The following is a 26,621-nucleotide window of genomic DNA, read 5'->3' on the forward strand; positions in this document are numbered from 1 at the left end:
TTAATTTAATCGTGATTGATGATAGAATAGAAGTGGGTAGTTGTAACTAATTATTCATTAATAGTGTTTTAGGAGAAGAAGATATGAAAGAGGGAAATATAAATCCCAAGTTGGTATTCGAAGAAAAGAAGGCAGTTGTATTATTTATGTGGTTGTTTTATATAGTGTATTTCTCCTTTGAGGCTTTTTATCAATTGAGTAAATCAACCATATATAAGGATAAAAACCTAATCTCATCGAATTTTGGAAGTTACGTTTTGATTTTAGGGATCTTGACTTTTGGAGTTTATTTTTTAAAAAAGGGTAATCCTTTTATTGTGAAATATATCTATATCTTTGCTTATCTAGGTATTGATACTGTTGATTCCATTGTGAGTTATTGGGGAATTAATGAACCATATACATCAGGCAATATTGTAGAGGTATTATTCATTCTTTTCAGCCCTATTTTTGTGAATATGAAATATTTTTTGGTGATTTCGCTGGGTCTAATCGGCAAAGAATTGATACTTGGCCTGATTTTACAGAGTATGCATGTATTTATGCCGATAATTATTTATATTATCCTTTCCCTAATTGCTTATACTTTGCTTATTCGTTTTAATTCCTTTATCAAATCTTTAACAGATGTTCATGAAGAATTGCGCCATAAAGAAAAGTTAGCTGTTATTGGTCAAATGGCTACTGGAATAGCCCATGAAATTCGTAATCCCCTTTCATCATTAAAAGGTTTTACTCAATTGCAACAAGAACGGTATCCAAATACCAATGATCATTATTCAATAATGATTCAAGAAATCGACCGAATTAACTCGATCGTCAATGACTTAATGTACTTAGGAAAACCGAAAGAAAAGAATTTTAAAAAAGAACGAATTGAGGAAATTATTGCCTATACGCTATCCATTACTCAACAACAAGCTGAGAGTCAGGGAATTAAGAGTGAAATATTTATGGAAGGTCCCCTGCCGCCTATTGAATGTAATGGAACTCAATTGAAGCAAGTATTTCTTAATTTGGTTAAAAATGCAATTGAATCGATGACTGAAGGTGGAAAGATAAAAATTAATGTAAAAATAATCGAGTCACAAAAAATGTTTATCTCCATTTTAGATGAGGGATGTGGAATTGCTGATAGTAACATTCTTAATATAGGTGAACCTTTTTTTACTACCAAAAGCGATGGAACAGGGCTGGGGTTAATGGTTACTAGCCAAATCATTAAGGATCATAATGGAGAGATTAAAATTGAGAGTGAATTAGGTAAGGGTACAAAAGTAAAGGTTAGCCTACCAATAATGCAAAAAAATAGTTATTAATTCTACAAAAAATCGCAAAATAATGTATGCTATGAAATTTTTAAGTGTTATATAATGTAGAGTAATAGGATACTATAAATGTTTTTGTAAGTATTACGTCACTCTGAATAATTTATATTTATTAAACAAAACAGTGTGTAAAGACATACTTGGGGGATCGATATGTTGCCACATGAAGAACAGCGTACCATCAAATGGTTTCTAATATTTTTCTATATTATTATGTTGGGATATGACATTTTCTACTACTATATACAACCTGTCCATATTGATCATGTGAAAGGTGGATTTCCTAGCAACTTTTGGTACTTAAACTATATAGTACTTACATTATTGATTCCGATTATGGTGTATCTGTATAAAAAAAACAAACAATCTTTAATTAAATACGTATTTTTTATAAGTTACCTTATAACTGTTTTTATTGTTGATATTGTATCCTATTCTATTAGTGGAAAAGAATATAACAGTGGGAATATGGTAGAAGTGTTTCTGGTTTTTTCATTACCAATTTTCCTAAGTACACGGTATTTTTGGTTGGTGAGTTTAGGGATTATTGGGAAATACATTCTAACTGCAATAATACTAGATGCTTCCTACCTTGCCTTTGTAGTAATAATATTTGCTACTCTATCTATACTGTCATTTTTCTTATTAGTTCGCTTTCAAGGTTATGTTCGAGCTGTTAAGGTATCCTACGATAAGCAGTTGGAAGGAATCGTCAAGGGTGTAATTGCTACCTTAGAGTTGAAAGATCCATATACAAGAGGACATAGTGAACGAGTTGCAAGCTATGGATTGTTACTAGCACAAAAGATAGGTAAATTCTCAGGAGACGAATTAAAGTCATTTTACTACGCGAGTTTATTACATGATATTGGGAAAGTTCATATACCTGATCATATTTTAATGAAACCCGGGAAGTTAACAGATGAAGAATTTGAAATTATAAAATCACATCCAAGTGTAGGTGCTGAAGCTGTTAAAGATGTTGAGGGAATACAGGGCAGTATTTGTGTAATTCGTTCCCATCATGAACGTTGGGATGGTAGAGGGTACCCTGACCAATTAAAAGGCGAGGATATTCCGTTGCTTGCAAGGATTACATCTATAGCTGATGCCTTTGATGCTATGACCTCTTCTAGATCGTATCGGGCAGCATTACCGGTTGAAGAAGCATATAACCGTATTTTAAATGGTAAAGGTTCTCAATTTGATCCGGGATTAGTGGAGGAATTTCAAAAAGTTTTTCCTGCTTGGGTTAAATTTCATAGTAACTATCAATGGACTAAACAATGGGAATTACCTAAGGAGATGGAGATATGAAAATTCGTAAGTTAAAAAAGATTAAAACAACTTGCTGGTGGTGTCCTTTTTTAGGAAAGTAACAGAAGAAAGTAGGGATGCTGCAAAGATTAGGCATCTCTCTTTTTTATTAATTTAAAAGGGTGTTAATATGAACCTTACACTAAATTCAAAAGTATCGTTAGTTCCTTTAGAAATCCGCAAAGATACAAAAAATTATATTGTTGAAGATAAAATCTATGGGGAATTTTATGAGATGCCTAAAATTTGTATTGATGCCCTTAATCTGATTTGTGATGGATTACCATTAGGGAAAATTCAGATTAAACTAACCTCAAAATATCCTGAAGAGGATGTTGACATACTTGATTTTGCAGAACAGCTATTAGACATGAAACTTATTGCAAATATAGATGGTATACCTTTTGAACAAAAGCAAAAACCAAAACCAAAACTAAAACCAATTAATAAACTACAAGGCTTTACATGGATTACACCTCAACTGGGACAATTCTTTTTTAATAATCTCTCTTTTTTCGTATATATAGCTTTATTTGTTATTAGCGTTACCCTTTGTATTAAAAAACCTGCCTTATTTCCCCACTATAAAGATCTATTTCTAACCGAATACATGACCATAAATATTCCTGTATGGCTTTTTTTAACTTTCTTTTTAGTTTTAATCCATGAATTCGGACATGTACTAGCTATGAGGGCATACAATCTGCCTGCTAAGTTAGAAGTAGGGCACCGACTATTTTTAGTTGTCTTAGAAACCGACATGTCTTCTGTATGGAAATTACCATCTAAAGATCGGAATATTTTATACTTCTCTGGTATTTGTTTTGATACTGTAATCCTCTCTGGTGCTTTGATTACTCAACTTGTTTTGGGTGATGGAGCGGGAATTTCCAATAGTATTATGAAAATGATTGTATTAGACACCTTTATTCGCATAGTCTATCAACTATGTATTTACATGAAAACCGATTTATATTATGTGTTTGAAAATGTTTCAGGCTGTTATAATTTAATGGAAAATGCCCAACACCTCATAAGTACAAAACTTCCTTTTGTCCATAAAAATATAAATAAAGATCCATTTTTTGCAGGGGAAAGAAAAATCGTAATCCTCTATTCTATATTCTATAGTATTGGAGTGGTACTAACGGTGGCTCTTTATTTTACTTTTTATATCCCCCAAATTTTGTTTGCTTGGAAAAAGGTTCTCCCAGGGTTTACTTATGAGATAAGTTCGTATGCATTTTGGGATGCATTTGCTTTTTCATTACAAATCATAATTGGATTAGCCCTTCTTCTATACTCTTGGCGGAAAAAGTACGTACAAAGATAATGTGACAAAGATTTGTCTAAAATAACTTTTTTAAGGGTTTTTCCCCCGCACAATAGGGGAGTTCCCCTATATAGATAACACTTCCGTTTTTCTTACAATAAGGATAAGAAAAACGGAAGTGTTATTTTTTTTGAGGAGGATCAAGAAAATGCAATCTACTACTATTGCAACGCCAAAAGAGGGAAAGTCTTTAAATAATGCCTTTGCTTCCCACTTTGCTAAATCCATGTTTTTATCCATTGTCGGCCTTGCTATTTTAACATTTATCGGAACAAGAATGTTTACACATATTGACTTGAACCTATACGGATATATGGTCGGAACGATCGTCTTTATCGGCGGGTTCTTCTACCGTTTCATCGCATGGGGAGAAAGACCGCCAACCAAAATTATTATCAAAAAGGGCATAAAGCTGTTATTTAGAAAAAGCACCCCTAAGATAGCGGTCAATCACTTAGCAATTTACGATTTTATCCGAAATCGGGGAATTTACCGATGGGTTCAGCACATCTTAATCGGCTGGGGCTGCCTTTTAGCATGTGCAGTTACCTTTCCGCTCGTATTCAGCTGGATGTACTTTACGATGGAAGAGAACGGATATTATACCATCGTACTATTCGGCTTGAACATCATGCATGTAAAAGCAGATGGAATCATTGCCTGGATGTCCTATAATGCCTTAAATATCGCAGCCATTATGGTTACTGCCGGGGTATGTATGGCATTGCGCCGCCGCTTAAAAAATATGCAAGCCAGAGCAGAGCAAAAATTTATGTACGACTTTTTACCGCTATATCTATTACTGTTTATTTCTGTTACAGGACTTTTATTAACTGTCCAAAACGTGTTTTTACATGGATGGATGCAGCCGCAAATGTCGTTGATCCACCAATTTTCCGTCATCATCACTTTAATTTATCTTCCATTCGGAAAGTTAGCACATATCCCATTCCGTCCAATGAGTGTGTTTGCTAGAAACTACCGTGAACACTACGGTGAACAAGAAATGAAAAAATGTAAAGTGTGCGGAGATCACTTTGTATCTGTCGAACAATCTAACGATGTTATCAATGTTTTAGGTGTAAACCAGATGGAATTTAATATGAAAGACGGTTTTAATCTTGCTGAATTATGCCTGCCATGCCGCAGAAAATATCGCATCGCACAATTCTCAGGATTCCCGACACACCAAGTAAAGGTCAAGGAGGCAAACCAGAATGCAAAGGGTTAATGAAAAAGGTCCAAGAGACAAATTTTTTAAAGAAATCGAAAATCTGCGCCACCCAAATGAAACGCTTGTTAAAACCCATTGCGCCTATTGCGGTATGCAGTGCGGCATGAACTTGCGTGTTGATACAAGAAGCAATAAAATCATTGGTGTTGAACCACGCTATGATTGGCCAGTAAACGTCGGAAAAATGTGCCCTAAAGGGGTTACGGCTTACCAGCAAACCAACCACACCGATCGTATCTTAAAACCGCTAATCCGTGATGATGCTTCATTAAAGGGAACGAAAGAGGGCTTCCGTGAAGCGACATGGGATGAAGCATTTGATTTAATAGCAAAGAAATTTACCGAATTACAAACGAATTATGGAAAAGATACCTTATCTGTTTTTAGCGGTGTTTCCATGACGAATGAGAAGTGTTATTTAACAGGCAAATTTGCCCGTGTAGCATTACAAACACGCTATATTGACTATAATGGACGCTTCTGTATGTCAAGTGCTGCCGGCGGCTTCCTGCGTTCTTTTGGAGTCGACCGCGGATCAACATTACCTTGGACAGATATTCATGAAACAGATTGCTTATTTATTGCAGGAAGCAATACGGCAGAATGTCATCCAACTTCGATGTTCCGTATATGGAATGTCCAAGAAAGAGGCGGTTACTTAATTGTAGCTGACCCGCGTGAAACGCCAATCGCTAGAAGAGCAGATGTTCATTTAGATTTACGTCCAGGAACAGACCTTGCCCTTGCGAACGGAATTCTAAACTTATTAATCCAGAACGGTTATGCTGATGAGGATTTTGTAAATAATCATACAAATGGTTTTGAAGAAACAAAGGAATTAGTAGAGCAATTTACTCCGGAATATACAAGTGAACTAACTGGGGTTGCCCCAGAAAAAATTATCCGTGCGGCAGAAATTTATGGTAAGGCCCCAAATGCAATTGTTATGTTTGCACGTGGAATTGAGCAGCAGCACAAGGGTGTTGATAATGTTTCTGGATACACGAACATGGCCTTAGTAACAGGAAAAATTGGACGCCCTAAATCAGGCGTAGCAACATTCACTGGGCAAGGAAATGGTCAAGGCGGCCGTGAGCATGGTCAGAAATCAGACTTACTGCCAGGCTACCGTAAAATCACCAATCCTAAGCATGTAGAAGAAGTCTGCAAGGTTTGGGGAATTACTCCCGAAGAAATGCCGCAGCCGGGCGTATCTGCTTATGAGATGTTTGAACTAATGGAGCAGAAAACAATTCGCGGTTTATATTTACTTTGCTCAAACCCAGCGGTATCTGCACCAAACTTAAACTTTGTTCGTAAAGCTTTAAAAGGCTTAGACTTTATGGTTTGTGCTGATTTCTATCTATCCGAATCTGCAGAGTTCGCTGATGTTATCCTTCCAACTGTTACATGGTCTGAGGACGAAGGAACGGTTACAAACCTTGAAGGCCGTATTATTAAAATCAATAAAGCTCAAGAGCCGATAGGTGAATCAAAGCCAGACTGGCAGATCCAAGTGGAGCTTTCTGAACGTTTAGGAAGAGGGAAATACTTCTCTCACTTAAAAACAGCTAGAGATGTGGCGGATGAATTCCGTTTAGCATCTAAGGGCGGTTATGCTGACTACTATGGTGCAACATGGGATAAAATTGACAAGCAAGACGGCGTCTTCTGGCCTTGCCGTGACGAAAATGATCCAGGAACACCACATATGTTCTTAGATAAACAATTTTATCATCCAGATGGAAAGGCAAAAATTTGTGCACTTCCATACCGTCCGCCAGCGGAGGAACCAGATGAAAAATATCCATTACGATTAACAACTGGACGTGTGGTTTTCCATTACCTATCTGGTAACCAAACTAGACGTATTCAGTTTTTACGTGATATGTGCCCTGAGCCTTACGTAGAGGTGCATCCTGAAACAGCAGCTAAATACAACATTGAACATGAAGAATATGTCCGCCTATATACTCGCAGAGGCGAAGCGGAATATAAAGTTAAAATTACCGAAGCCATCCGGAAGGATACTGTATTTGTTCCTTACCATTTTGGTCACGATCAATCTATTAATCTATTAACGATTGCCGCACTTGATCCAATGTCAAGAATGCCGGAATTCAAAGCTTGTGCAGCGCAGATAGAAAAACTTGCAAGAAAGGCGGTTCAGTAATGAAAAAGAGATTATATTTGGAACTTGAAAACTGTATTGGGTGCCGTTCTTGTTTGGCTGCCTGTACGCAATGCGGCGGGCACGAAGAGCGCAATCGTAACTATGTGTATGATGTGAATCCGCTTGTTAACCGCCAAACCATGCCTTTAATGTGCCTTCACTGTGTGAATCCGGCATGTGCAAGAAGCTGTCCGGCACAAGCCATCCAAATTCACGAAACAGGAGCTGTTTTATCAGCTCTTGTTGAAAAGTGTATCGGCTGCCAAAACTGTACGATCGCCTGTCCATATGGAATACCGAAGTTTGATACGGAGCAAAATCTAATGTATAAGTGCGATTTGTGCATTGACCGTTCAAAGGATGGCATACCGCCAATGTGTGCGAGTGTTTGCCCATCTAATACCTTACAATGGCTGACTGATGAGGAAATCGAAGCAAAGCAAAAACAATTTAATCTTGATAATGGCAAGTGGGTTACAAGTATGCCTTTCTTAGAAGGCGAAACGAATGTGAAAGTGAATCTTCCTGGTATCCTTCAGGGCGTCACTAAATTGTTTTAGGAGGGAGTGGCTATGACAGAGAAAAATAATAAAATCCCGTTCAATGAAGATAACTATACACACAATATCAATCGAAATAATGAACGAAAGCTGGACCGCCGCGGTTTCATGAAAACCCTGGTAGGTGCAGCCGGGGTATTCGCGGTTTCCTCTCTTCCATGGGGAGCCTTGGCGGCGAAGGAGCTATCTGGACTTAGTGATAAAAAATATCCAAAGCACAAAATTACCGATGTAAGTAAAATTCCCGTTGGTGATGCGGTTGACTTCGCCTTTCCAGGTGAACATGACAGTGCGATTTTGATCAGGCTGTCTGAAAATAAATATGTGGCCTATCAAAATGCCTGTACCCATCTCCGCTGCCCTGTTTTTTGGAAAAAAGATGAGGGTGAAATGTTGTGCCCATGCCACCATGGGAAATTCGATGTAAAAACAGGTGAGCCGATTGCGGGACCGCCAAGACGTCCGCTTCCAGAAATCTATGTCAAAGTAGAAAACGGCGCGGTGTATGCCGTGGGGGTGAAACGTTATGAAGCGTAGTTACGTACCGGTAGGGCTCCTTTTAGTTGTGCTTATGCTAAATATTATTTTTACACAATGGATGGTTCATCAATATTTCTATCAAAACTATACGAACACCATTATTGCTGCTGTCATTAACGTCGTTTTGTTTGCGGCTGCCTTTCTTATCTACAAAAAAGGTGTGAATATCCATGACTAGTGAAACATATATTGATTTTTGTTTTGTAAGAGCCGCATCAGGCGGTTTTTCAGTGGAAATCGATGAACTATTAAAACAAACCTTTGCAAAGAAGCGTTTAAATTGGTTTTTAGAAGAAAAAACGAGTGATGGCATTGAAATGGTTGTAGCAGAGATTAAAGGGATGAGCAATTGGCAGTCAGAAGAAGAAACGATTGAATTTATCGAAGATCATGCAGATGAGAAATTCTGGGAGTATCTGCAGGGATACAAAATGTTTATCTATCCTGTTCTGAAAGGATGTAATAGCTGTGGAACTCATTAATCTTGAAGAAGTAAAAAAGTTTGCAGGGGATCCTGTAGAAATTGTCATCCAAGATGAACAAGGCGGCGATCAGGCTGCTAGTGTAAATAAAACCATCAAAAAGGTAGAATATTGTCCTGATCAAACACATATCCGTTTTTATTTTGATGATTTTTACTTTCTTGCCGTGCCGCTTACAAGTAAAGTCAATGAGTCTGACGAATGGTGGTCCGCAATTGATGCGGACAGCGGGTTAACCTATAAGATAAAAAGGGTTCAGGTCTTTTAATAAGAACCTGACTTTTTTGCTTATTGGATCTGTTAAACGACATTGTTGTACTTTAACACTGTTGATTGGAGCGGAAGGCGCTCGACTCCTGCGGGAGTACGGGGCTGGGGAGACCCCGTAGACGCTTTCAGCGTCGAGGAGGCTCCCCGGCACGCCCGCGGAAAGCGAACGCCTGGAGCGGAAATCAACAGCCAAGTTTAACAGAGCCTACGTATTTAATATATAAAGAGAAAGGGGGAACCTTAATGGATGGAATCCAACAAAAGATCAATTCTTATATTATTGATTCACAGGAAGAAGAGATTAAACGGATCGCTATGGAGCTGCATGAAGGTGTCGGCCAAAATTTATATAGTATTTTGACAGGATTGCAGTTTATTGAATCAGGAGTAACCGAGCAGAATATGAAAAGCTATGTGCGGGAGATGTCTCAGCTCATCGAAAAGACAATCCAGGAGATTCGGCTTTTATCTGTGGAATTACATCCGCCAACCCTGACTACTTTTGGTTTACTTCCGGCAATAAAAAGTTATCTGAAGTTATATACATCGACGTTTGGAATTTTGGTGGATGTAGAGTCAGTTGGAAAAGAGGTCTCCCTGCCAGAGCGCTCCAATATTGCTGTTTTTCGCGTATGTCAAGAAGCGCTGGCGAATATTGCGAAGTATGCGGATACATCGCAAATCAAAATCAACATCCTATGGACACAAGCAGAATTAAAAATTACTATCCATGACTATGGTAAAGGATTTCAACTGGATGAACATGAAGAGTCTCCTCAATCATCAGGAATAGCTATAATGAAAGAGAGGATGCATCTAACTGGCGGCAAGTGTTCGATATCTTCTAAAATAGGAGAAGGGACATCAATAGAATTAATAGTGCCCTTAAAGAAATAAAGGAGATTGAATCATTGATAAAAATTCTATTAGTTGATGATCATGCAGTAGTCAGAAGCGGTCTAAAGATGTTATTAAACACCAATCCTGAAATGGAAGTTGTCGGGGAAGCGTCAGAAGGAAATGAAGGAATTAAAAAGGCCTTAAAGTTGAAGCCGAATGTTGTAGTTATGGATTTAAGCATGCCGCATGGAAAAGACGGCCTTACAGCAACAACAGAGCTCAAAAAACAAATGCCTGAGGTAAATATACTAATATTAACTATGCATGATGATGAGGAATATTTATTCCGTGCGATTGAAGGCGGAGCGTCTGGATGTATTCTAAAAAGTGCACCGCACTCTGAGTTAATGTCTGCAATTGAATCAGTGGCAAAAGGGGATGCTTATCTTCATCCTGCAGCGCAAAGACGATTAATGGAAGAGTATTTGGCTGGAGCTAAGCAGGATAGTAATGATTCATATCATCTGTTATCAGACAGAGAACAAGAAGTACTTACCCTTATTGCAAAAGGGTATTCAAACAAGGAAATAGCAGAGCAGTTAGTGATCAGTGTAAAAACGGTTGAATCTCATAAGGGAAAAGTGATGGAGAAGCTGCAAATGAAAACCCGTCCTGAGCTGGTGGAGTATGCGGTCAAAAAAGGGCTCTTAGGTTATGGGATATAAGGAGTGCCCTTAAATGACGGAAATCAAGGAATTACCAGAGGTTATTAAGATTTGTGATCAATTAAAGATTCAGGTGTCTTGTGATTTTGTCAGCCTTGCCATCCAAAATAAACTAGGTCCAGACGTAAGATGGCATTATGCTGTTGGCAATTTAAACGATAAGTATAAACGAATTTCCGTCCGTTTTGGGAAGGGGATAGCTGGAAAGATCATTTCAACAGGATCACCGATGGAAATGGTTAATTTTCCTGAGCAAGTTACAGGAAAAGTGACAGACTATCCAATCGCTCTTGCCGAAAAGCTGAATACATGCTATGCCGTTCCTTTATTTTTTAATGGTGTACCAAAGGGAGTATTACTGGTTGGAAACCGTGATTCACGTATTTTTCGCGATACGGATCAAGAATGTGTGAAAGAATCGGCCCAGGCTTTAGAAGTAATAGTAAAGGATTATATGGATTAGATCAGGGGGTTAATGAATCATGGATAGTAAGCAAACGAGAAATGAACTGATGGATTATAAGTTTGCCCTTGATGAATCTTCCATTGTCGCGATAACTGATTCGAAAGGAACGATTACATATGTAAATGACCAATTCTGCCATATCTCGAAATATTCCCGAGAAGAGCTAATTGGCAATGACCATCGAATTGTCAATTCAAGTTACCATACCCGGGGTTTTTTCAAAGAGATGTGGAGAACAATTGGTGGTGGGAAGGTGTGGAAGGGCGAGATTCTAAACAAAGCAAAAGATGGTACATACTATTGGGTTGATACAACCATCGTTCCGTTTTTAAATGAAAAAGGTAAGCCCTATCAATATGTCGCGATTCGTTATGAAATTACAGAAAGAAAGCGTGTGGAACAGGAGCTTCAAAAAATGATGGGCTCCATTATTGATGTTCAGGAAGAAGAACGGAAACGTTTATCACGTAATTTACATGATGGGATTGGCCAAAATCTTTATAGTCATTTGATCACAATTAATCGGTTGATGTCAGAACTCGACCATCCATTATTACAGCAAATGCATGAGGAAGCAGCACAATTGATTGAAGAGATACGGGAAATCTCGTGGGAACTGCGTCCATCCGTTCTAGATGATCTTGGTTTAGTCCCAGCCATTCGATCCTTTCTATCCCGTTATTCAGACCATTACAATATAGATGTCTTTTTTGATTGTGTATTAAACCAGCGTCTATCGATCAGTATTGAATTGACGATTTATCGTATTATTCAAGAAGCCTTAACCAATATACGAAAATATGCCGGAATTACCGAAGCAGCCGTTACGATTAGGGAAATGGATGATCTGGTAAGGGTCATGGTGGAAGATAAGGGAGTAGGCTTTGATATAGGGAGGCAGACCCTGGGAGTTGGCTTATTTAGTATGGATGAACGGGCACGGTCTGTTGGTGGTGAGCTGTCTATTATCTCTTTACCTGGAAAAGGGACAAAAGTAATTTTAGAAATACCAATATCTGATCATAATGAACCAAGCCTTCACTAAAATACCCTTGGGATTAGTTGAGAAAAAAAAGTAACCATTCAAGAAAATGGTTACCTTACTTTTTGTAAATGGTTTTATAAAAAAATCTTGAGATAAATGTCATTACTAAGTATCGAAAACAAGTAACTAAAAATGGTTTGGTATTCACTTTTAAAATATTCATCTTCACCAAAATTATATCAATGATAATCTGGCTTAATGTCGGCAGGCTCCTATAAAACAACCCAGTCTTTGAAGAAGTAAAGGCAGCAATAAAAGAGAGTATCAAACTGTATAAAGGTATTATTTTAAAATGTTCCGTCCACGTATGGAAAGATCCCCGCCCGAAACGAATATAACGTTTCATTGCAGAAATATACATTAAAGTAACCCACACTACTTCAATAGAAAAGTAATGGGCAATTGCCATTGCCCATTTTTTTTGTGTTGAAAGTGCCTTATAAAATCCATCACTGATATAAAAATATACATTCAATAAAACCAGAGTGTATATAGGCTTCCACCAATTCACTTTGTAAATATGTAATCGTAAAAATAATTTCTCAATAAAATAATAGAAAATGCTGAAATTAATTTTCCACTTCCAGTTTTTGTTAAGCAGAGTTAGAAAAGTAGCTGCAATTGGCACATAAAATGCTTGAGAGAAGATGGCTCCTAAAATGGAATCAAAAACACGCTTTTTCATAATTGACGGTTTGTATTTATAACCATTAAATAAATTGAGGGTCGGATATTCAAATAAATAAGCAAAACCAATGTTTGATAATAGTAATATCCAAATATCCTTCTGTCTTTTACGTTTTAACAATAACAAAAACAAACCTAAGTGAATGAATGCTAGCGCCAAAAAAGGAGCTGTGTTTTTATTGAAAGGCTTTATCTTTTTTCCCATTCTTTACACCAGTTTACTTTTGACATTTAGTTTTATTATTGTTCGTTTGAAAGGAGAAATTTATTAAACAAACGGTGCTTTTTTGGTCAAAACGCCAAATAAATAGAAAAATGCTCAGGGTTTTATTCCTGAGCATTTTTTTGATTATAATTTAAAAGAACTCTTTAAGGATACAATTCGGTTAAAGACAAGCTTATCGACTGTTGTATCTTTCGGGTCCACATTGAAATAGCCATGGCGGAAGAATTGAAATTTATCCTGTGGTCTGCTTTCCCTCATATTTGGCTCAACAAAGCCTTGCAATATTTCTAATGAGTTTGGATTCACATGATCAAGGAAAGACGTTTTTTCTTCCGAATCGTTGTCTTCTGTCTCATCCAAAATAAGCGGCTCATATAGACGGAACTCAGCTGGAACCGCATGGGTTGCTTCTACCCAATGAATCGTTCCTTTGACCTTTCTTCCGGTAAAGCCTGTGCCGCTTTTTGTCTCAGGATCATAGGTACAACGAAGTTCTACGACTTCACCATTTGCATCCTTGACAACCTCTTCACACTTAATGAAGTACGCATGTTTTAAGCGAACTTCGTTGCCAGGGAAGAGACGGAAATATTTCTTTGGCGGATCCTCCATGAAATCATCTTTTTCAATATATAGTTCGCGGGAAAAAGGAATCTTCCTCATACCCATATCAGGATTTTCCGGATTAATTTCGGCATCCAATAATTCTATTTGTCCTTCAGGATAATTGGTAATCACCACTTTTAACGGGTTAATGACCCCCATGGTCCGCGGTACTTTTAATTTTAAATCCTCACGGACATAGTGTTCGAGCATTTGTGAATCAACGGCACCAGAACCCTTATGAACGCCTGTTTCTTTTACGAAGGCACGAATGGATTCCGGAGTAAAGCCTCTTCTTCTCATACCGGAAATCGTCGGCATGCGCGGGTCATCCCAGCCATCCACAAATCCTTCTTCCACTAATTGTTTAAGCTTCCGCTTACTCATTACGGTATTGGTCACATTTAAACGGCCAAATTCGATTTGCTGCGGTGTGCTCTGCATTTCACATTGTTCGACAATCCAATTATATAATGGCCGTTGATCTTCGAATTCAATTGTACAGATCGAATGGGTTACCCCTTCGATTGCATCCTCGAGCGGATGAGCGAAAGCGTACATTGGATAGATGCACCATTTATCCCCTGTATTATGGTGTGTTGCATGGGCGATTCGGTAAATAACCGGATCACGCAGATTAATGTTAGGTGAACTCATATCAATTTTTGCACGGAGAACTTTTTGACCATTTTCAAATTCACCGGCACGCATCCTTTTAAATAAATCAAGATTCTCTTCAATGGAACGGTCACGGTAAGGACTATTCTTTCCGGGTTCGGTCAATGTACCACGGTATTCACGGATTTCTTCTGCTGATAGATCATCAACATAGGCGAGACCTTTTTCTATTAGAAGAACAGCGCGGTTGTACATTTCCTCGAAATAATCGGATGCAAAGTATAAGTTATCCCATTCGAAGCCAAGCCATTTAACATCCTCTTTAATCGAGTTTACAAATTCAATATCTTCCTTTAATGGATTAGTATCATCAAAACGTAAGTTGGTTTGTCCATTAAAATCATCAGCTAATCCGAAGTTGATGATAATTGATTTAGCATGACCAATATGCAAATAACCGTTTGGCTCTGGTGGGAATCGTGTGATAACCTTTTGGTGTTTACCGGATTCCAAATCTTTTATCATAATATCTTTTATGAAATTTGAATTATGATTTTCCACCTTTTCAACCCTCTTTCTCTTTAGTGTCTTGCTCCTATTCGGATTAAAGCTCTACACTTTTCTAAATATCTATTACATATAAATAACATAAAATCTGATATTTTTCCATTCTTCCCAACAATTCATGTTCAAAACAGGAAGAATATGAAAAAATACTTGTTTTAAATGGCATGCAAGGTTTAAAAAGGATAAAATGGTATCTATCTTAGAGAATTAAACAGGAAGAGGGTAACTCAATGATCAACTTTGCCACAGTAGGTACCGGATGGATTACCGAATCTTTTATCCAAGCGGCCAAGCTAAGTAAACAATACCAATTAGTTGGGGTGCATTCACGGACTGAGGAAAATGCGATGAAGCTTGCCAGTCAACATAACGCACCTCACTATTACACGGATTTAGAAGAAATGGCTAGAAGTGAAGAAATTCAAGCCGTTTACATTGCATCACCCAATTCGCTTCACTTTGAGCAAACACTTACGTTTTTAAAAAATAGAAAACATGTGATCTGCGAGAAACCGATTTTTTCTAATTTAGCTGAATTGGAAACAGCCTATAAAACGGCTGAAGAACATGGCGTCTATTTATTTGAGGCCATCCGTAATATCCACACTCCTAATTTTAAAATTCTTAAGGAAAAGCTGAAGATGGCGGGCACTCTGAGAAGTGCCATTCTTCCTTATATGAAATATTCCTCCCGCTATGATTTATTTTTAGAAGGGGAGGAGCCAAATATATTTTCCGCAGCCTATTCTGGCGGGGCGCTGGTGGATTTGGGAGTCTATCCACTATATCTGGCTGTCTGTCTATTTGGAAAACCTAAGAAGGTCTCTTATCACCCAGTTGTTTTGCGAAGCGGTGTTGATGGAGGCGGCACATTACTGTTAGATTATGAGGGCTTTGTTTGCACGGTTCTATGTTCTAAAATAGTAGACTCCATTATTCCATGTGAAATACACGGGGAGAAGGGGACATTTATCCTTGAAGATGCTGCCCCTATCTCAGAAATTAAGTTCCATGATACACGGACCAAGGAAAGCCAAATCCTAAGTGTGAACCTAGAAGATCAAAACATGGTTTATGAATGTATCAATATCGCGGATATTATTGAAACCAATAATAGAGTAGAATATGAGCAATTGAAGGATTGGAGCAGAATCGTGCTTCGTATCACTGAAGAAGCAAGGCAGCAAAATAACATTGTCTTTGCGGTGGAGAAATAATAGGAAGAAACCAGCGGAACAGTATTCCGCTGGTTTCTTTACTTTTACAATTAACTTTTTGACAAATTTAAGAATATACTTGTGAAGTTTTTTTGAAATAAAATCTGCCGATGATTTTAGTCACTTACCAGCTTTTGGGCGTTCATTATAGTTAGGTTAACAATGAATGGAGGAACCTTTATGAAGTCAAAAGCTTGGTATAGAAAACAGTTGAAACGTAAGCCTGTACAAATCACCAGATATGCCGTACAAGCTATGTTTTTGCTATTTTCGCTATACATAGGTCTACGTTTTTTTAAGTTTTATGAACATTTTCTTACGAATGGTAAAACCCCATTTGTCGAACGTCCATCCGCGGTAGAGGGATTTTTACCAATAAGTGCTCTTGTTGCACTTAAGGTTTGGCTGACGAGTGGGGATTTTGATGTCATTCACCCAGCTGGTCTCGTTCTGCTCTCGTTTTTTGTTGGGGCAGGCATTCTTCTCCGTAAATCTTTCTGCAGCTGGATTTGCCCAATTGGTACAGCAAACGAGTTAATTGCCTGGCTGGGCAGAAAGATATTTAAAAAGAACTTTGATCTTCCACAGTGGCTGGTTTGGCTGTTAACCCCATTAAAATATGTCCTGATGTTATTATTTATAGGTATGGTTCTCCAAATGGATATTTTTACTGCCAAAAGCTTTCTAGTTGATCATTATAATAAAGTTTCAGATGTTAAAATGCTGCTTTTATTCTTAAACATTAGTGGATTTACATTGAAGTTTATTATCGTTATTTTCTTCCTATCTTTATTCTTCCGCAATTTCTGGTGCCGGTTTCTTTGTCCATACGGGGCATTGATAGGGCTGGGTTCTATCCTTAGAATGACAAAAGTAGAGAGGAATACCGATACATGTACCGATTGCGAAATGTGTACAAAGGTCTGTCCTCAGCGTTTAAAGGTTCATAAAATGGAAAAGGTAACCTCTTTGAATTGCTCGGCCTGTATGTCTTGTGTTGAGGCCTGTCCGATTAAGGATACTTTAAACATGACAGTTGCAAAGAAGAAGGTAAATAAATGGTTGGTTCCTGTTACATTCTTTGTTTTATTTTTCATTGTAGTTGGTTTCGCAAAAATGACAGGGCATTGGGATACCATTATTACTTATGATGAATGGAAACAACTAATCCCGGAAGCTCATTCTATTGGTCATTAAAAATAAGGAGGAGTAAATATAAAAGAACCTTTTTAATAATAATAGAACAAAACAGTATACTTTCCGTGTACTGTTTTTATTTTACAAAAAAAGCATGAATGAGAATTCACGCTTTTTTTGCAGATATAAAATCTAAACATGCTTCTTCCTAAACACAAACCAGTAGCTGCTAAGACCGATAAGGAGGAAAAGACATACTGTAATCGGAACAACATAATTTTTAAATGATGGTTCCATACTCTGGTCTTTTTTCATAAGCAATGCAGCATTTTCTGTCTCATGATTGGTGTTTCTTGTGTCGGCTGCTTGTAAATTTGTATGATTATTTGAGGCCGACACTAAAGTTAATGTTGTTGAATTATTATGAAAATTTTCAATCTGATTAGATGTAAATTTAGGAGTAGAAGTTACCGGGTTTGAGTAAGCGAAGCAACTTGTTCCAAAAAAGAAGAACAAGGTTGAAGCAAACATTGCAATCTTGCTAAACATCATATTCAACTCCAATATATTGTTTATCTAGGATTCATTCTATCATCAATTGCCTTTAATTAAATCGAATCACCAGCAATGTTCACAAACCTTTCGAATTTAAACCACTTGTATGTGAAGGGGTTTGTTTGGATCCAGCCAGCCGTTTAGTTCTTTATTAAGAAGGATAAAATCTGTTATAATGTGTTTGTGTTCTTGCTGACATAAATTTACTTTCTGGGTTAAATAATAAATCAGAAAAGGGGGGATATGATGGATCAGACTCAAGATAACAAATTTGAAGAAACATTCCTGCCGATGACTTCTATTGGGAACGGGATGGGTGTTGCAGTAAGATCAGATGTTTATTGTTATACCGATCAAATCGTCAATCTTGTCGTAGCTGGAAATCCTAGTGAAACAAATGAATTTGTATTGATCGATACAGGTATGCCTAAGTCCGCAGATCAAATACAAGATATGATAAAAGAGAGGTTTGGGGAAAATGCCATTCCAAAGGCAATTATTTTAACACACGGACATTTCGATCACGTAGGTTCAATCGCTGCTTTATTAGAGGATTGGAATACACCTGTTTATGCACATGAAAAAGAACTCCCTTATTTAACAGGGAAAAAAGATTATCCACCAGGCGATCCAAATGTGGACAGCGGTCTTGTGGCTAAAATGTCGCCAATGTTTCCTAACCATGGAATTGATATTAGTAAGCATATCCAGGCACTTCCGAGTGATGGAACGGTTCCTAATATGAATGGGTGGAAATGGATACATACTCCCGGTCATACACCAGGCCATATTTCTTTATTCCGCGAACAAGACAGAACACTAATCGCTGGTGATGCCTTTGTTACTGTGAAACAGGAATCTCTTTATAAAGTTATGACACAGGCCCAGGAAATCAGCGGACCTCCTAGATATTATACAACTGATTGGGATGCGGCCTTTGAGTCAGTGAAAAAGTTAGAGGCATTGAAGCCGCAAGCAGCTGTAACAGGGCATGGGATCCCGATGAGCGGAGACGAACTCACTGAGAATCTTCGCTACTTAGTCGATCATTTTGATGAGATTGCAAAACCTGAAAGTGGGGAATATGTAAATTAAGTTCATTCTTTAGGCTGCTTTTCCTAAGCAGCTGTTTTTGGGGATATTTGTTCTTAATTAAGAATACACCGATAGATATGTATACAAACCAATTGGTCTTATGGAAAGGAGCCCTATGAACCCCTGTATTTTTTTGTTTACTGCTGGATTATTAGATGCTGTATTAACACACTTTGGAATCTCATCGGGTGCGATTGAAGAAGCGAACCCGCTCATGAGAGAGGTCATTGACAAAGGCTGGTCTTATTTTTATGTAATTAAGATAGTTCTCCCGCTTGTGCTGCTAGGGTTATTTTATCTAAGACCCTTTAAGGGAAGGATCCGAACGCTGCTTATTTCGACCTGCATCCTCTATTTATCAGTCCTTGTCTACCACATGTTTTGGATGATTCTATACATTACCTAATCCAAACTAGACACCTTAACAAAAATCAGATAGTATCAATACGATATCGATTAACAAATAATAAGGAAAAAATGATGTAGATATAGAAGGAGTATAAAATGTTAAACACTTTACAACCTTTTTTACAGGAAGCATGGAATAAGGCTGGGTTTCAAGAACCAACAACCATCCAAGAAACAGCTATTCCGCTTATTCTTAATGGAAGGGACGTCATTGCGGAATCCCCAACCGGTACTGGAAAAACACTAGCTTACTTACTCCCTTTATTAAATAAAATCGAAACTAATACACCATCCTTACAGGCAGTTGTCTTAGCATCTTCACAAGAGCTTGTCATGCAGGTGTATCAAGAATTCCAAAAGTGGTCGGAAGGAAGCGGCATTAGAGGCACATCTATTATTGGTGGTGCAAACGTAAAAAGGCAGCTTGAAAAATTAAAGAAGCGGCCTCATGTTATTTTTGCTACACCTGGCCGTTTATTGGAATTAATTAAACAAAAAAAAGTAAAAATGCATGAAGTTAAAATGGTCGTACTGGATGAGGGAGATCAGTTGTTGATTCCTGAGCATCTGCAGACTGTACAGCAGATTGTAAAATCGACCATGGGCGACCGCCAAGTTGTCTTATTTTCGGCTACCATGAAGCAGGCAACAGAAAAGCTGGCTAAAGACATAGCCAAAGAACCTGAAATCTTAAAAGTTGAAAAAGACGAAATTGCTTCCTCCGGAGAAGTGGAACATATTTATTTCTTAGCAGAACAAAGAGATAAAATTAAGCTATTAGAGAAAATTGTTCGTCTAGAGAAAAGTAAATCGCTTGCTTTTATTAATGATATTGGTGAGATTCAAGTGTTTAAAGAAAAGTTATTGTTTAAAGAGTTATCGATTGGTATCCTCCATAGTGATATGAAAAAGTTAGAGCGTCAAGCAGCCTTGAAAGATTTTCGTGATGGAAAAATGAAAATGCTGATTGCTACGGATATTGCTGCGCGAGGGCTAGATATTCAGGGAGTAAGCCATGTCGTTCAGATCGACTTTCCAAAGGATATTAGCCAATACGTGCATAGAGCCGGCAGAACAGGGAGAATGGGTGCTGACGGTACCATAATTTCATTGGTAACTGAACGGGAAGAAAGAGAACTCAAACGTTTTTGCCGTGAATTACAAATCCCGCTCCATAAACGGGTCTTCTATCAAGGGGAAATTGTGGCTGAAGAAGAAAGAAGTCAAAAGCTAAAACGATAATTTCTTTGGGTCTATTTCACGAGGGGTTTCGTGAAAAGTACTTGGTTACTGTTAAGGAATAGGGGACATCTGTTTCATCCATACTATAAATGATTTTCTTGAAAAGGAGATGGTAGTGTGGGTAAACAGAAACTAGGTAATGCCAATGCGCAGCGTAATAATAATCGTAAAAAGGGCATGAAAGACAGTGCGGAATTAGTGGAATTCACAACTGGTGAAGAATTAAAACTAAACCGGCCGAATAGCAAATAAATATATGACAGCCTCCTTCCCATGGAAGGAGGCGTTTTTATTACTAACAATCGTTATCTTTAACTTCAACTCTTCACATACAACTATTCTTCCTGCAGTAATTTCAGCGGCTTATTAGTTGGCCCCTCAATTACTTCCCCTGCATAAGAATACCGTGAGCCGTGGCAAGGGCAGTCCCAGGACTTTTCCGCACGATTCCATTCACATTCACAACCCAGATGGGTACAGGTCGTATCAACGACATAGAGCTTGCCATTTTCGTCCTTATAGGCACCGGCTCGCTTACCATGGTACATGACAACAGAGCCTTCCCCATCCTGCAGGTCACCCGGAACCTTTTCAACCAATTCAAGTTTGCCCTTTAGTAAGTGTTTGGCCACATCCGCATTAGTTGAAATGACTTCTTTTAAATCAGGATCCGCCTGAAAACGCGATGGCGAATATAACTCTGCATAACGACTCGTGCCTCTGACAATATATTCCTTTAAAATATGACCTGCCAAAATACCGGTGGACATCCCCCACTTTTTATAGCCGGTCGCCACTAAGACATTCTTTCGCTCTGAAGTGTATGGACCGATATAAGGCATTTTATCTAAGGTAACATTATCCTGGGCAGACCAGCGATATTGGTATTCATTTATGCCAAATACCTCTGCTGTAAAGGCTTGAAGTTCTTCATAGTGCTTTAACGTGTCAACACCCTGACCTGTTTTATGGTTTTCTCCGCCAATAATCAGTAAGTTTTCCCCATTTTCAAGCGGCGTGTAGCGTATGGAACGTGACGGGCTGTCGGCACTTATATACATGCCTCCTGGGTATTCCTGGTTGGTTTGCACGCCAATGGCGTAAGATCGATCGGCATACATTCTCGCAAAATAAAGACCTGGTTTATCATAAAAAGGAAAATGAGAAGCAATAATCACATGCTTGGTGTTGATTCTTTTTCCATCCCTTGTAACTACAATCGGATCATGATAGTCATCTTCAATATCCTCAGCAACCGTATTCTCGTAAACGGCACAGCCTGCTTGAACAGCCTCATCCAACAGCGCTCTTAAAAACTTTAACGGGTGAAACTGAGCTTGATTACTCATCATTAATGCCTTTTTTGCTGGAATATTAAACGGAATACTGTCTTTTAGGGCTCCGTCAATCCCGAGAGATTTGTAAGCTTCCCATTCGGTTTGCAGCTTGTCCGCATACTCTTCCGTTGTCGCATACACGTAAGCATCCTGCTTGCTAAAATCACAATCGATTCCTTTTTCTTTTGTTGTATTTTCTACAAACTGAACGGCCGTCATCATAGAGTCATAATACATTCTTGCCTTTTCTTTACCAAAATGATTAATAAACTCATCGTAAATCAACCCATGCTGCGCAGTTAATTTTGCTGTTGTGTGTCCGGTCGTACCGTTCAGAATCCCTCCAGCTTCAAGGAGGGCCACTTTTAGACCTTCTTTTGTAAGCAGGTAGGCAGCAGTAATCCCGGTAATTCCAGCTCCAACAATGGCCACATCTACGCTAATATCCTGATCTAATGACTTAAATGCAGGCAATTCGATTTCACGCCAGTACGTTCGAGGGTATTTTTTTTCGTTATCAGGTGTACTCATATGTATTCCTCCACTTTGAAATTACCACATGTTTAATTTTTCCTAAATTACAAAAATCATGTGATAAAGGGGGAACATATTTTAGAGAAAAAATAAAGAAAACTCGCCAAAACAGCGAGTTTGGAGAATTAGATAAATAATTGGCAAGAGGGATGTTACATAGATTCTTGCTCAGTTTCGACTTTATCAATCTGATACGCGTCTTCTTCATCCAGCCCTTGACGTAAGAAATGAATAAAAGTCCCACCTGCAAAACCAAGACAGAGAACAAAAGCGATGGTTGTAACCCACCAAATCGTCATTGGCAATCCCCCTTTAGATAGGCTCTAACTCTAAAGCCTATCTAACTATATGCGAAGGGGAGGTCAATTTTTCCACTTTGTCTTAAGTTTGTGTGTTTCCTTCTTTTGAAGTTCTGCATAATAATCGACCTTTTTTATATTTACTCCGACAAAGGTCTCGATAATGGATTGGCCCCCAGCAATAGAGAGAATTAATATAATCACAAAGATAGCTTTAGGAAAAAGCAGGTAGCCTCCGCCTAAGAGAATGGCACTCCAAACCCCGGCACACCAGTAGCATTTCAACAGGTAACCAAACATTGAGGTAGGAACTTCCTTTGTTGTAATTCCTTCAGCCGTTTCCACCTTGACCTTCTTAACAAACGGTCTGCGGATAAATTCAGTGATCTTATCAAAAACGATTAAATGGGTTAATCGGTAACTCGCTAAAATTAACATGATATAAGTCATCCAGGAAATGTCTGCCACGTAAAGTCCTCCAAATTTAGTGTGAAAGTGGATCAAAATTTTTATCGTTGCCTGTATATTTTGAACTGGAAATCAAGATTATATATCGAGGAGGCGAATAAAATGAAAAAATCTTTTTGGTTTAGTTTGCTGTTCTTCCTATCTCTATTCTGTATTCCAAGTGTCTCTTTTGCCCAGCAGATATACACGGTTCAGCCGGGAGACTCTCTTTGGAAAATTGCTGTCAGGTATCAAGTAGGGATTAGTGAGCTGATTTCAGCAAACCCACAGTTTAAAAATCCTAGCTTAATCTATCCTGGCCAAAAGGTCACCATTCCTGATTTAGGCGGAGTAAAATCCATTGAAAATCAAGTGATTCAGCTGACCAATCAGGAGCGTGCAAAAAATGGATTACAACCAATGACGGCAGATTGGGAACTTTCACGTGTGGCCAGATATAAAGCGATGGACATGAGAGACAAAAACTACTTTAGCCATACTAGTCCCACGTATGGCAGCCCATTTACCATGATGAAGAACTTTGGTATTAGCTATCGTTCCGCTGCAGAGAACATTGCTGCCGGCCAAACCACACCACAATCGGTCGTACAGTCATGGATGAATAGCTCAGGCCACCGTGCCAATATCCTGAGCTCCAACACAAGAATTGGGGTTGGCTACGCTAAGGGCGGCTCATACGGTCATTACTGGGTCCAAATGTTTATATCTAAATAAGAATGATCAGGGTCAGTTCTCATGGGGGCTGACCCTTTCTACGTCTTAAGACTGATAAGAAAATCAAGCTAAGGCGCAGGTGACGGGAGCGTGGGAAAAAGGGTATGATGAAGGAAACAAAAAAAAAGGGAGGGTGGCTAATGTTTAAATATACCAAAAATGATTATCTAAGCTGGCTGGTTATTTTTGTAGTGGTAATCCTGCTCTTAGAGATATTATTTTTTAACAGAGGGCTCATTTTCTCTCTTTTTATAGCGGGCGGTATGATTTATCTAGGCAGAAAGAAATCCGGGAAAAAGCTGGGTAAAGTCCTGTTAATTGCTGGGACCATCTTTTTTGTCTTAAGTATCCTTAATATGATGACCTTTAAATTTTTATTATTAGCGATTATCTTGCATTTTTTCATTCAGTTTATCCAGTCAAAAAAACAGCCTGCGAAAATTATTCCTGAGATTGTCTCAGCTGAATCAACACAATCAGAAGAAACAGTGGTTAGTATTGAACCATTGTTTAGTAATGTTCTTATTGGACAACAAAAAACACCTCAAGGAATTTATGAGTGGAATGATGTAAACATTCAGACCGGAATAGGGGATACCGTGATCGACCTTAGCTATACCATGCTTCCAAAAGGGGAAGCAGTGATATTTATTCGGAATATCGTCGGGAATATCCATATCCTGATCCCTTATGAAACGGAAGTAAGTATCCATCATTCAGGTTTCATGGGTTCGGCCAAGGTATTTGGAAATCACGGCGGAAAAATCTTTAATCAAGTATTTCATCTGAAAACCCCTGGCTATGATGCCTCGGAAACAAAGGTGAAAATTGTCACATCGCTAGTGGCCGGGAATATAGAGGTGAGCCGGATATGAGTTCAACCCAGCGGCAAATCATCTGGAATCTTTCCCTTTCTTTTATTTTAGCAATAGGCATTGGAGCAATATTAATCTATGTCTTTCCATTAGGAAACTGGTCTGAATTATGGACAAGGCATTTCATGAATATTCCGGTTGTGATTTTTGTTCCTGTTTTTAGTATTGCAATGGGAATAGTGTTAGGTGGAGTTTCCGGCCTTTTTTGGCGAAACCAGCTGATGTCCATTGAACAGTCTTTGCATCAGCTAGAGGAAGGCAGACAAGTGGAAGAGAAGGAGAAACCTGCTGTTAGTGAAATACAGACCATTGCTAAACGGATTGAGAATATCGGCAGGCAAATGTCAGAACAGGCTAAATTATCACAGCGTCTGGCTACTGAAAAGGTAGAAGATCAAGAGGAAAGGATTCAACAAATCATTGAGCAAGAACGGAATCGTCTGGCAAGGGAATTGCATGATTCGGTGAGCCAGCAATTATTTGCTGCTTCGATGATGATGTCTGCTATCAATGAAACGAAAGTCCAGATGGAGGATGATCGTGAATCCAAACAATTAAAACTCGTTGAAGAAATGATTCATCAATCACAGTTAGAAATGCGGGCCCTCCTTTTACATTTGCGCCCGGTGGCCTTAAAGAATAAATCGCTCCAAGAAGGAATTGAGGAGCTGCTGATCGAATTATCTCAAAAAGTGACAATGGATATTAAATGGAAGATAGAGGAGTTTCCATTAGATAAAGGGATAGAGGACCACCTGTTCCGAATTCTCCAGGAATCGATCTCGAATACCCTCAGGCATTCAAAGGCTGGAAAATTTGAGGTGTTATTGGTGAAACGGGATGACCTTGTTATTCTTCGGATTGTCGATGACGGAATCGGCTTTGAAGTGAACGAAATGAAGGCGGGCTCCTATGGAATGCAAAATATGCACGAACGAGCCGTAGAGATTGGCGGTTCTTTAAAGGTAGTAAGTGTTAAAAATAAGGGAACACGGCTTGAAGTAAAGGTTCCGGTAATGATAAATGGAGATGGTGTGAATGATTAGAGTAGTGTTTGTCGATGATCACGAAATGGTAAGAATCGGGGTATCCTCTTACCTTTCAGCTCAGCCGGACATTGAGGTGGTCGGTGAAGCCGATAATGGAAAAAAAGGAGTGGAACTCGCCTTATCGCTGCGTCCTGACATTATTTTAATGGACTTAGTGATGAAGGAAATGGACGGAATCGAAGCGACCCGGCAAATTATTGAGCAATGGCCTGAAGCAAAGATCATAATCGTAACAAGCTTTTTAGATGATGAAAAGGTGTATCCTGCGCTTGAAGCCGGTGCTACAAGCTATATGCTGAAGACTTCAAAAGCCAGTGAAATCGCAGGGGCCGTTCGTGCTACCTATCAAGGCCAATCTATTCTCGAACCGGAAGTAACCGGAAAAATGATGGTTAAAATGCGGCAAAAACCTACACATTTTCTACACGAAGATCTTACAAGCAGGGAACTGGAGATCTTACTATTAATGGCTGAAGGAAAAGCCAATCAAGATATTGCGGATGAATTGTTTATTGCCCTAAAAACAGTAAAAACCCATGTTAGTAATATTTTAAGTAAGCTTAACGTACAGGACCGCACCCAAGCAGTTATCTATGCTTTTAAGCATTCTTTAATAAAATAACCAAAGAAGCCTTCCAATTTATTTTGGGAGGTTTCTTTATTAGAAAAAAATAATA

The 26,621-nt window shown here is 38.5% G+C and carries 30 protein-coding genes; 24 read left to right on the plus strand and 6 right to left on the minus strand.

All coding sequences use genetic code 11. The features are described from left to right. Positions 1-83: 83 nt before the first annotated feature. The 14 genes from GXK58_RS14600 to GXK58_RS14665 all read left to right on the plus strand — a co-directional run bounded on the left by GXK58_RS14600 (position 84) and on the right by GXK58_RS14665 (position 12,313). The gene (locus GXK58_RS14600; RefSeq protein ID WP_160723883.1) at positions 84-1,319 is read left to right on the plus strand and encodes an ATP-binding protein; all 1,236 of its coding nucleotides are present in this window, start codon (positions 84-86) and stop codon (positions 1,317-1,319) included. A gap of 162 nt (positions 1,320-1,481) precedes the next feature. Beyond that, positions 1,482-2,645 (plus strand): HD-GYP domain-containing protein, encoded by a 1,164-nt coding sequence (locus GXK58_RS14605; protein WP_160723884.1) that lies wholly within the window; start codon positions 1,482-1,484, stop codon positions 2,643-2,645. A 130-nt stretch (positions 2,646-2,775) separates the two neighbouring features. Next, complete coding sequence (locus tag GXK58_RS14610) at positions 2,776-3,978, plus strand: hypothetical protein (RefSeq protein ID WP_160723885.1); 1,203 nt, start codon at positions 2,776-2,778, stop codon at positions 3,976-3,978. Positions 3,979-4,126: 148 nt separating this feature from the next. Then, positions 4,127-5,209, plus strand: a complete 1,083-nt coding sequence (locus GXK58_RS14615) for a respiratory nitrate reductase subunit gamma (protein WP_160723886.1) — start codon at positions 4,127-4,129, stop codon at positions 5,207-5,209. Beyond that, entirely contained in the window at positions 5,196-7,385 is a 2,190-nt protein-coding gene (locus GXK58_RS14620) for a molybdopterin oxidoreductase family protein (protein ID WP_160723887.1), read from the plus strand. The genes GXK58_RS14615 and GXK58_RS14620 overlap by 14 nt, the downstream gene beginning before the upstream one ends. After that, positions 7,385-7,945 carry a 4Fe-4S dicluster domain-containing protein gene (locus GXK58_RS14625; RefSeq protein WP_160723888.1) on the plus strand — a complete coding sequence of 187 codons (561 nt, stop codon included), beginning with the start codon at positions 7,385-7,387 and terminating at the stop codon, positions 7,943-7,945. The genes GXK58_RS14620 and GXK58_RS14625 overlap by 1 nt, the downstream gene beginning before the upstream one ends. A 12-nt stretch (positions 7,946-7,957) precedes the next feature. Then, the gene (locus tag GXK58_RS14630) at positions 7,958-8,482 is read left to right on the plus strand and encodes a QcrA and Rieske domain-containing protein (protein ID WP_160723889.1); all 525 of its coding nucleotides are present in this window, start codon (positions 7,958-7,960) and stop codon (positions 8,480-8,482) included. Continuing rightward, positions 8,472-8,663: a hypothetical protein gene (locus tag GXK58_RS14635; protein ID WP_160723890.1), complete on the plus strand. Its 192-nt coding sequence runs from the start codon at positions 8,472-8,474 to the stop codon at positions 8,661-8,663. Before GXK58_RS14630 ends, GXK58_RS14635 begins: the two co-directional genes overlap by 11 nt. After that, positions 8,656-8,967, plus strand: coding sequence for a hypothetical protein (locus GXK58_RS14640; RefSeq protein WP_160723891.1), 312 nt, complete (start codon positions 8,656-8,658; stop codon positions 8,965-8,967). Before GXK58_RS14635 ends, GXK58_RS14640 begins: the two co-directional genes overlap by 8 nt. Continuing rightward, complete coding sequence (locus tag GXK58_RS14645) at positions 8,954-9,235, plus strand: hypothetical protein (protein ID WP_160723892.1); 282 nt, start codon at positions 8,954-8,956, stop codon at positions 9,233-9,235. The genes GXK58_RS14640 and GXK58_RS14645 overlap by 14 nt, the downstream gene beginning before the upstream one ends. A gap of 245 nt (positions 9,236-9,480) precedes the next feature. Then, entirely contained in the window at positions 9,481-10,134 is a 654-nt protein-coding gene (locus GXK58_RS14650) for a sensor histidine kinase (RefSeq protein WP_160723893.1), read from the plus strand. Positions 10,135-10,148: 14 nt separating this feature from the next. Continuing rightward, positions 10,149-10,802, plus strand: a complete 654-nt coding sequence (locus tag GXK58_RS14655) for a response regulator (protein ID WP_160723894.1) — start codon at positions 10,149-10,151, stop codon at positions 10,800-10,802. A 13-nt stretch (positions 10,803-10,815) separates the two neighbouring features. Next, positions 10,816-11,265 (plus strand): GAF domain-containing protein, encoded by a 450-nt coding sequence (locus tag GXK58_RS14660; RefSeq protein WP_160723895.1) that lies wholly within the window; start codon positions 10,816-10,818, stop codon positions 11,263-11,265. A gap of 19 nt (positions 11,266-11,284) precedes the next feature. Then, positions 11,285-12,313, plus strand: a complete 1,029-nt coding sequence (locus GXK58_RS14665) for a sensor histidine kinase (protein ID WP_160723896.1) — start codon at positions 11,285-11,287, stop codon at positions 12,311-12,313. Positions 12,314-12,368: 55 nt separating this feature from the next. Here GXK58_RS14665 and GXK58_RS14670 read toward each other — a convergent pair whose 3' ends face one another. Beyond that, positions 12,369-13,205, minus strand: coding sequence for a hypothetical protein (locus GXK58_RS14670; protein WP_160723897.1), 837 nt, complete (start codon positions 13,203-13,205; stop codon positions 12,369-12,371). Between the two features lie 144 nt (positions 13,206-13,349). Further along, positions 13,350-15,008, minus strand: coding sequence for a glutamine--tRNA ligase/YqeY domain fusion protein (locus tag GXK58_RS14675; protein ID WP_160723898.1), 1,659 nt, complete (start codon positions 15,006-15,008; stop codon positions 13,350-13,352). A 236-nt stretch (positions 15,009-15,244) separates the two neighbouring features. On the opposite strand from GXK58_RS14675, the gene GXK58_RS14680 reads away from it, so the two are divergent. Both GXK58_RS14680 and GXK58_RS14685 read left to right on the plus strand, forming a co-directional pair. Further along, entirely contained in the window at positions 15,245-16,231 is a 987-nt protein-coding gene (locus GXK58_RS14680; RefSeq protein ID WP_337248186.1) for a Gfo/Idh/MocA family protein, read from the plus strand. A gap of 180 nt (positions 16,232-16,411) precedes the next feature. Beyond that, positions 16,412-17,428 carry a 4Fe-4S binding protein gene (locus GXK58_RS14685; protein ID WP_160723899.1) on the plus strand — a complete coding sequence of 339 codons (1,017 nt, stop codon included), beginning with the start codon at positions 16,412-16,414 and terminating at the stop codon, positions 17,426-17,428. Between the two features lie 132 nt (positions 17,429-17,560). Here GXK58_RS14685 and GXK58_RS14690 read toward each other — a convergent pair whose 3' ends face one another. After that, positions 17,561-17,920 (minus strand): hypothetical protein, encoded by a 360-nt coding sequence (locus tag GXK58_RS14690; RefSeq protein WP_160723900.1) that lies wholly within the window; start codon positions 17,918-17,920, stop codon positions 17,561-17,563. 249 nt (positions 17,921-18,169) lie between these two features. Here GXK58_RS14690 and GXK58_RS14695 point away from each other — a divergent pair, with 249 nt between their 5' ends. From GXK58_RS14695 to GXK58_RS27565, 4 genes are all read left to right on the plus strand, one after another. Continuing rightward, the gene (locus GXK58_RS14695) at positions 18,170-19,018 is read left to right on the plus strand and encodes an MBL fold metallo-hydrolase (protein ID WP_160723901.1); all 849 of its coding nucleotides are present in this window, start codon (positions 18,170-18,172) and stop codon (positions 19,016-19,018) included. A gap of 115 nt (positions 19,019-19,133) precedes the next feature. Next, entirely contained in the window at positions 19,134-19,424 is a 291-nt protein-coding gene (locus GXK58_RS14700) for a DUF5658 family protein (protein ID WP_160723902.1), read from the plus strand. A gap of 98 nt (positions 19,425-19,522) precedes the next feature. Beyond that, positions 19,523-20,668 (plus strand): DEAD/DEAH box helicase, encoded by a 1,146-nt coding sequence (locus GXK58_RS14705; RefSeq protein WP_160723903.1) that lies wholly within the window; start codon positions 19,523-19,525, stop codon positions 20,666-20,668. A 117-nt stretch (positions 20,669-20,785) separates the two neighbouring features. Then, complete coding sequence (locus GXK58_RS27565; protein ID WP_255286495.1) at positions 20,786-20,920, plus strand: hypothetical protein; 135 nt, start codon at positions 20,786-20,788, stop codon at positions 20,918-20,920. A gap of 83 nt (positions 20,921-21,003) precedes the next feature. Here GXK58_RS27565 and GXK58_RS14710 read toward each other — a convergent pair whose 3' ends face one another. From GXK58_RS14710 to GXK58_RS14715, 3 genes are all read right to left on the minus strand, one after another. Further along, a complete protein-coding gene (locus GXK58_RS14710) occupies positions 21,004-22,536 on the minus strand; it encodes an FAD-dependent oxidoreductase (protein WP_160723904.1) in 1,533 nt (510 codons plus the stop codon). Between the two features lie 155 nt (positions 22,537-22,691). Then, positions 22,692-22,838: a hypothetical protein gene (locus GXK58_RS27030; RefSeq protein ID WP_202171369.1), complete on the minus strand. Its 147-nt coding sequence runs from the start codon at positions 22,836-22,838 to the stop codon at positions 22,692-22,694. A gap of 63 nt (positions 22,839-22,901) precedes the next feature. After that, positions 22,902-23,288 carry a DUF1360 domain-containing protein gene (locus GXK58_RS14715; RefSeq protein ID WP_442862481.1) on the minus strand — a complete coding sequence of 129 codons (387 nt, stop codon included), beginning with the start codon at positions 23,286-23,288 and terminating at the stop codon, positions 22,902-22,904. Between the two features lie 120 nt (positions 23,289-23,408). Between GXK58_RS14715 and safA the strand changes: the two genes are divergently transcribed. The 4 genes from safA to GXK58_RS14735 all read left to right on the plus strand — a co-directional run bounded on the left by safA (position 23,409) and on the right by GXK58_RS14735 (position 26,566). Continuing rightward, positions 23,409-24,020, plus strand: coding sequence for a SafA/ExsA family spore coat assembly protein (gene safA, locus GXK58_RS14720; RefSeq protein WP_160723906.1), 612 nt, complete (start codon positions 23,409-23,411; stop codon positions 24,018-24,020). 140 nt (positions 24,021-24,160) lie between these two features. Further along, the gene (gene liaF, locus GXK58_RS14725; protein ID WP_160723907.1) at positions 24,161-24,895 is read left to right on the plus strand and encodes a cell wall-active antibiotics response protein LiaF; all 735 of its coding nucleotides are present in this window, start codon (positions 24,161-24,163) and stop codon (positions 24,893-24,895) included. Next, positions 24,892-25,941, plus strand: coding sequence for a sensor histidine kinase (locus tag GXK58_RS14730; RefSeq protein WP_160723908.1), 1,050 nt, complete (start codon positions 24,892-24,894; stop codon positions 25,939-25,941). Before liaF ends, GXK58_RS14730 begins: the two co-directional genes overlap by 4 nt. Continuing rightward, positions 25,934-26,566 carry a response regulator gene (locus tag GXK58_RS14735; RefSeq protein WP_160723909.1) on the plus strand — a complete coding sequence of 211 codons (633 nt, stop codon included), beginning with the start codon at positions 25,934-25,936 and terminating at the stop codon, positions 26,564-26,566. The genes GXK58_RS14730 and GXK58_RS14735 overlap by 8 nt, the downstream gene beginning before the upstream one ends. The last annotated feature ends 55 nt before the right edge of the window (positions 26,567-26,621 follow it).

The sequence above is a fragment of the Bacillus sp. USDA818B3_A genome (assembly GCF_009928415.1).
GTDB lineage: Bacteria > Bacillota > Bacilli > Bacillales > Cytobacillaceae > Neobacillus.